A 6,956-nucleotide genomic window follows, 5' to 3' on the forward strand; every position below is an offset into this window, starting at 1 on the left:
CCCCACAACCCCTTAGGTGCGCGGGATGAAAGCACCTTCGCGCCCCAATCGCTCCTCCGGTCCCTCGCGCGGCAAAGGCGGCGTGCCCGGCGGTGGCGCCCCCCGTGGCCCCCGCCCGCCGCAGCGGCCCGCCGAGACCGCCGGCCTGCCGGCCCGGCTGCTCGCCGCCGATGCGCTCGACCGTATCCTGCGGGGCAACGCCTCGCTGGAAGACGCCTTCATCAATGATACCGGCCTTGAGCCGCGCGACCGGGCGCTCGTCTTCCGCATCGTCGCCACCACCCTGCGCCGCCTCGGCACGCTGAAGGCGGTGATCGCCGGCCTGCTGGACAAGGGTCCGCCCAAGTCCGCCCCGAAGGTCGAGACCGTGCTGCTGGTGGGCGCGGCGCAGATCCTGTTCATGGACGTGCCGGACCATGCGGCCGTCGGCCTGGCGGTGGATCTCGCCCGCGGCGACCGCACCACGGGGGGCTTCGCCGGCCTCATCAATGCGGTGCTGCGCCGCCTCGCCCGCGAGCGGGACGAACGGCTCGCCGCCGCCGAAGCGCTGAACCTCGATACGCCGGACTGGCTGCGCCAGCGCTGGACCAAGGCCTATGGCGCCGAGCGCGCCGCCGCCATCGCCGCCATCCAGGCGCAGGAGCCGGGCCTCGACCTCACCGTCGTCGGCGATCCCGCCGCCTGGGCGGAAAAGCTCAATGGCGAGGTGCTGCCCACCGGCACCGTGCGCGTGCTCCAGGCCGGGCCGGTGCGTGCCCTGCCCGGCTATGAGGACGGCCAGTGGTGGGTGCAGGACGCCGCCGCCGCGCTGCCCGCGCGCCTGCTGGGCGACATCGCCGGCAAGAGCGTCGCGGACCTGTGCGCCGCGCCCGGCGGCAAGACCGCCCAGCTCGCCGCCGCCGGCGCGCAGGTCACCGCCGTGGACCGCTCGGGCCAGCGGCTCGCCCGCCTGTCGGAAAACCTCGCCCGGCTGAAACTGAAGGCGCAGGTGCTGGAGGCGGACGCCACCACGCTGAAGGCCGGGCCGTTCGACGCCATCCTGCTGGACGCCCCCTGCTCGGCCACCGGCACGCTGCGCCGCCACCCGGACATCGCCTGGAGCAAGCGGCCCGGCGACATCGCCGCGCTCGCCGCGCTCCAGGCCAAGCTGATCGACCATGCGCTGGAGCTGCTGAAGCCCGGCGGCCTGCTGGTCTATGCCACCTGCTCGCTGGAGCCGGAGGAGGGCGAGCAGCAGGTGGAACGCCTGCTCGCCGCGCGCTCCGACGTGACGCGCGAGAAAATCCGCCCCGAGGACGTGCCGGGCATCGCGCCGTTCATCACTCCTCAAGGTGATTTGCGCACTCTGCCCTGTGATTGGGTGCGCGGGGAGCCGGAACGCTCCGGCCTGGATGGCTTCTTCGCGGCCCGCCTGAGGAAGCAGTGATGCATCCTCTCGCACGGATTGAGAGACGGATGCACCGATCAGGCTGATCCGCCGGGTCGGCTCCGGCTCTCGCGCAAGAGCGGCTGACGCCGCCGAACGAGGGCCATGAGGACCGATGCCGCTCCGCCCCGCCCGAGCGCGCCCCTTCGCGGGCGCCCGGTCGCGGCACGGCTGGTTCTCCGGCTCCTGTGGGGAGCGGATCGATGGCGAATACGACAGCCGGGCAGATGCCCTGGAACGGCAGCGGGCGGCGGCGCCGACCGCACGGCCGGGCCGTGAGCCGGGGCATGGTGATGGAGCGCGCGCGCCTCACCCTCTATCTGCTCGACCGTTTCTGGCGGCTCGTCTCCGCCCGCGCGCCCGGCGCCCCGCTCACCCTCGCCCAGGTGGTGGTGCCGGTGCCCGAGCGCCTGCTGATCGCGCCGCAGGACCTGCGCACCGGCGATCCGACGCGCGCCACCGAAATCTATTCCGGCCGCTTCGCCTTCGCCGGCAAGGTGGCGCTGCTGGACGGCAAGACCCCGTTCGAGCTCGACCCGCCGTCGCGGGAATGGGCCGAGGTGCTGCACGGCTTCTCCTGGCTGCGCCACCTGCGCGCCGCCGGCACCACCATCGCCCGGGCCAACGGCCGCGCCTTGGTGGGCGACTGGATGCGCAATCCCGGCCGCGCCCGCGCGGTGGCCGCCGATCCCGAGGTCACCGCCCGGCGGGTCATCGCCTGGCTCACCCAGGCGCCCTTCATCCTCCAGGACGCCGACCACGATTTCTACCGCCGCTTCATGCGCTCCATCGCCCGCCAGGTGCGCGGGCTGCGCAAGGCGGCCAATGACGCGCCGGACGGCTATCCCCGCCTGCTGGTGGTGATCGCTCTGGTGTTCGCCGGCCTGTGCATGTCCGAGCAGTCGCGCCTGCTGCGCGCGGCGCAGAAGCGCCTGTCGGAGGAGCTGGAGCGGCAGATCCTGCCGGACGGCGGCTCCATCACCCGCAGCCCCGGCGTGCTGATAGACCTGCTGCTGGACCTGCTGCCGCTGCGCCATGCGTTTGCCGCGCGCAACCAGCCGGCGCCGCCGGCGCTGATGAACGCCATCGACCGCATGATGCCCATGCTGCGCTTCTTCCGGCACGGCGACGGCGCGTTCGCGCTGTTCCACGGCATGGGCCACACGGCGGCGGACCAGCTCGCCACCATCCTCGCCTATGACGACGCGCGCGGCGCCCCGGTGGCCAATGCGCCGCATTCCGGCTTCCAGCGGCTCGACGCCAAGGGCACGGTGGTGATCGCCGACACCGGCCCGCCGCCGCCGCTGGCCGCCTCGGCGGAGGCCCACGCCTCCTGCCTCGCCTTCGAATTCTCCAGCGGCCGCAACCGCATCATCGTCAATTGCGGCATGACCAGCACCAATCGCGAGATGTGGCGCCAGGTGGCCCGCGCCACCGCCGCCCATTCCACCGCCGTGGTGGGCGACACCTCGTCCTGCCGCTTCCTGCACGGCGCGCATCTCACCCGCCTCGCCGGCGTGCCGATCATCTCCGGCCCGCGCGACGTGCCGGTGCAGCGCGGCGGGCGCGAGGGCGCGGTGCTGCTGCGGGCCAGCCACGACGGCTATGCCGAGCCCTTCGGCATCCTCCACCAGCGCTCCTGGCGGCTGGCGGCGGACGGCTCGCGCCTCGACGGCGAGGACATGTTCCGCCCCGCCGAGGGCGCGCCCTCGGTGATGCCGCAGGTGCCGTTCGCCGTGCGCTTCCACCTCCACCCGCAGGTGCAGGTGGACCGGCTGGACGACCCGTCCACCGTGCTGCTCGGCCTGCCCAACGGCGAGGCCTGGGCCTTCGTGGCGCCGGGCCAGCAGGTGGTGCTGGAGGAGAGCGTGTTCCTCGCCGCCCCGGACGGGCCGCACCGCACCACGCAGCTGGTCCTGCTCGGCGCGCTCGACGAGTTGCCGCGCATCGTCTGGACCCTGCTGCGCACCCGCGAGGCCCAGGTGCCGCGCGGCGGCGGATCGCGCGGATCGCGGGGCTGACCAAGGCTGAACGGGTCGCGCGTCTGGTGCATGGGGGATCACGCTTCGGCGGCGGGTGACGGCTTGGCCCGCCCGTGATAGGGCCACGGGCAAAATCGTCCCCTGAAATGGCCCTGCGCCCGGAGTGCCCCATGTCCGTCGATGTCCGTCCCGTCACCCGCGCCCTGCTGTCGGTGTCCGACAAGACCGGGCTGGTCGCCTTCGCCACCGCGCTGGCCAAGAGCGGCGTGGAGCTGGTCTCCACCGGCGGCACCCGCAAGGCGCTCAGCGACGCCGGGCTTCAGGTCAAGGACGTGTCCGACCTCACCGGCTTCCCGGAGATGATGGACGGACGGGTGAAGACCCTGCATCCCAACATCCATGGCGGCATCCTGGCCATCCGCGCCGACGCCGGGCACCAGGCCTCGCTGGCCGAGCATTCCATCGCCCCCATCGATCTGGTGGTGGTGAATCTCTATCCGTTCGAGGCCACGGTGGCGCGCGGCGCCGAATTCGACGACGTGATCGAGAATATCGACATCGGCGGCCCGGCCCTGATCCGCGGCGCGGCCAAGAACCACAATGACGTGGCCGTGGTGGTGGACACCTCGGACTATGAGGCGGTGCTCGCCGAGCTCGCCCTGCACGGCGGCACCACGCTCGCGCTGCGCAAGCGCCTCGCCCAGACCGCCTATGCCCGCACCGCCGCCTATGACGCGGCCATCTCCAACTGGTTCGCCCGCCAGGTGAACGCGGACGCCCCGCTGTTCCGCGCCGTGGGCGGCAAGCTCATCGAGAGCCTGCGCTATGGCGAGAACCCGCACCAGAAGGCGGCGTTCTACGCCTCCGACGAGGCCCGCCCCGGGGTGGCCACCGCCCGGCAGGTGCAGGGCAAGCAGCTCTCCTTCAACAACATCAACGACACCGACGCCGCCTTCGAGGCGGTGGCCGAGTTCCACCCCGCCCGCACGGCGGCGGTGGTGATCGTCAAGCACGCCAATCCCTGCGGCGTCGCCGAGGGCGCCTCGCTCAAGGACGCCTATGTGAAGGCGCTGGCCTGCGATCCGGTCTCCGCCTTCGGCGGCATCATCGCGGTGAACCAGACTTTGGACGCGGACGCGGCGAAGCTGATGGTGGAGATCTTCACCGAGGTGATCGTCGCCCCCGACGCCACCGAGGAGGCCATCGCGCTGATCGGCGCCAAGAAGAAACTGCGCCTGCTGCTCACCGGCGCCCTGCCGGACGTGCGCGCGCCGGGCCTCAATGTGCGCACGGTCGCCGGCGGCCTGCTGGTGCAGAGCCGCGACAATGCCAGCGTGGACGACCTGGAGCTGAAGGTGGTCACCAAGCGCGAGCCCACCGCCCAGGAGCTGGCGGACCTGCGCTTCGCCTTCCGCGTCGCCAAGCACGTGAAGTCCAACACCATCATCTATGCCAAGAACGGCGCCACGGTGGGCATCGGCGCCGGCCAGATGAGCCGGGTGGATTCGGCCCGCATCGCCGCCCGCAAGGCGATCGATGCGGCGGAAGCCGCCGGCCTCGCGGAACCCTTGACCAAGGGCTCGGTGGTGGCCTCCGACGCCTTCTTCCCCTTCGCCGACGGCCTCTTGGCGGCGGTGGAGGCGGGCGCCACGGCGGTGATCCAGCCGGGCGGCTCCATGCGCGACGCCGAGGTGATCGCCGCCGCCGACGCGGCCGGCCTCGCCATGGTCTTCACCGGCGTGCGCCACTTCAAGCACTGAGACCTTTCACGGACGCCGCCCACGCGGCGTCCGCCGTCCCCGACGCGCCCGCAGAGGCGCACGGGACCGCCCGCCGAGGGGAGACGCATCCTTCAGGGAGAGCCACGCATGAGCGCGGGCATCACCGCTCCACGTCCCGGATTCTGGCGCGTACCGGGCGCGCTCCTGCTGCTGTCCGCCGCCCTCTATGCCGCCGGCCCCGCGCTCGGCCTTGCCCCGCGCACCGCGCTGGGGGCCGCCGTCGGGCTGCTGTGCATGGGCCTGTGGGCCAGCGCGGCGCTGCCGGAGATCGTCACCACCTTCCTGTTCTTCGCCCTCGCCACCCTCACCGCGCTGGCGCCGCCTCAGGTGGTGTTCTCGGGCTTTGCCGCCTCCGCCTTCTGGCTGGTGCTGTCCGGCATGGTGGTGGGGCTGGCCATCGCCCGCACCGGCCTTGCCGCGCGCATCGCCGGCGCGCTCGCCGCGCCGCTGTCGCGCTCCTATCCGCAGCTCATCGCCGGCGTCATCTGCATCACCTACGGCCTGTCCTTCGTGATGCCGTCCAACATGGGCCGCATCGCGCTGCTGATCCCCATCATGCAGGCGCTGTGCGACCGCATCGGCCTCGCGCCGGGCCGGCCGGGCCGCACCGGCGTCATGCTGGCGGTGGGCTTCGGCACCTTCCTGCTGTCCGCCTCCATCCTGCCGGCCAACGTGCCGAACCTGGTGATGACGGGGGCCGCCGAGCAGCTTTACGGCCTGCACTTCGGCTATCTGCCCTATCTGGCGCTCCATGCCCCGGTGGTCGGCCTCGGCAAGGGTGTGCTGCTCATCGCCCTGATCTGCCTGCTGTTTCCCGACCGGCTGGACGGCACCATCGGGCCCGCCCCGGAGCGGGCCGGCTGGAGCCGCGCCGAACGGCGGCTGGCCCTGCTGCTGGTGCTGACGCTGGCGCTGTGGATGAGCGATAGCCTGCACCACATCTCTCCCGCCTGGATCGGGCTCGCCGGCGCGGCGCTCTGCCTGATGCCGGGCATCGGCGTGCTGCCGCCGGAGGCCTTCGGCCAGATCAACATGCGCACCATCTTCTACGTGGCCGGGCTGCTCGGCCTCGTCGCCACGGTGAACGCCACCGGGGTGGGCGACGCGCTCGGCCACGGGCTGGTGGCGCTGATGCCGTTCGCGCCCGGCGCCCCGGCGCAGAATTTCGCCCTGCTGCTGGCGCTGGGCAGCGCGCTGTCGCTGGCCGCCACCGCCAACGGCGTGCCGGCGCTGCTCACCCCCATGGCCAGGGAACTGGCGGCGGCCACGGGCTTCTCGGTGGAAGCGGTGGTGCTGACCCAGGTGCTGGCCTTCTCCACCGTGATCCTGCCCTATCAGGCCCCACCGATCATCGTGGCGGTGGAGCTGGGCAAGGTGCGGCTCGGCGATGCGACACGGCTGGCGCTGGCGAGCTCCGCCCTCACCTTCCTCCTGCTGGCGCCGCTGGACTATGCGTGGTGGCGGTTCCTGGGGGTGATCTAGCACTACTTTGGCATTTTTTGATTTTTGGATCCCCGCTGGGATTCCCTCGGACCGGGTTGCGTGATTCATGGGTGGTCGGCTTATGGAGTGCCGACCATGAACGAAAGCTGGAAAGCGGATCTGGAAGCATGGCTGGCGCCCTTCGTGAGCGCTCTGGGTCATAAGGTCCGGGCGCGGCTGTGTCCCTTGTATGTGGCGGGGCTGATCGGTCCGGGCGATCGCAAGAGCATCCAGCCGATGGCGGCGCGTCAAGGCGGCGTCGGCTATGACCAGTTGCATCACTTC

General features: G+C 72.1%; 5 protein-coding genes. All 5 read left to right on the forward strand.

Annotated features, from left to right (window positions below):
* Window positions 1-25: 25 nt before the first annotated feature.
* Complete coding sequence (gene rsmB, locus YU1_RS0123190; RefSeq protein WP_084540071.1) at window positions 26-1,426, forward strand: 16S rRNA (cytosine(967)-C(5))-methyltransferase RsmB; 1,401 nt, start codon at window positions 26-28, stop codon at window positions 1,424-1,426.
* A gap of 203 nt (window positions 1,427-1,629) precedes the next feature.
* On the forward strand, window positions 1,630-3,447 hold the full coding sequence (locus YU1_RS30895) for a heparinase II/III family protein (protein WP_245263429.1): 1,818 nt from the start codon (window positions 1,630-1,632) through the stop codon (window positions 3,445-3,447).
* 131 nt (window positions 3,448-3,578) lie between these two features.
* Window positions 3,579-5,168 carry a bifunctional phosphoribosylaminoimidazolecarboxamide formyltransferase/IMP cyclohydrolase gene (gene purH, locus YU1_RS0123200; protein WP_029006113.1) on the forward strand — a complete coding sequence of 530 codons (1,590 nt, stop codon included), beginning with the start codon at window positions 3,579-3,581 and terminating at the stop codon, window positions 5,166-5,168.
* 108 nt (window positions 5,169-5,276) lie between these two features.
* Complete coding sequence (locus YU1_RS0123205; protein ID WP_084540072.1) at window positions 5,277-6,671, forward strand: SLC13 family permease; 1,395 nt, start codon at window positions 5,277-5,279, stop codon at window positions 6,669-6,671.
* A gap of 96 nt (window positions 6,672-6,767) precedes the next feature.
* Window positions 6,768-6,956: transposase (locus YU1_RS0123210; protein WP_029006115.1), on the forward strand; the 189-nt coding region annotated here is incomplete at its 3' end.

Source organism: Azorhizobium doebereinerae UFLA1-100, assembly GCF_000473085.1.
Taxonomy (GTDB): domain Bacteria; phylum Pseudomonadota; class Alphaproteobacteria; order Rhizobiales; family Xanthobacteraceae; genus Azorhizobium; species Azorhizobium doebereinerae.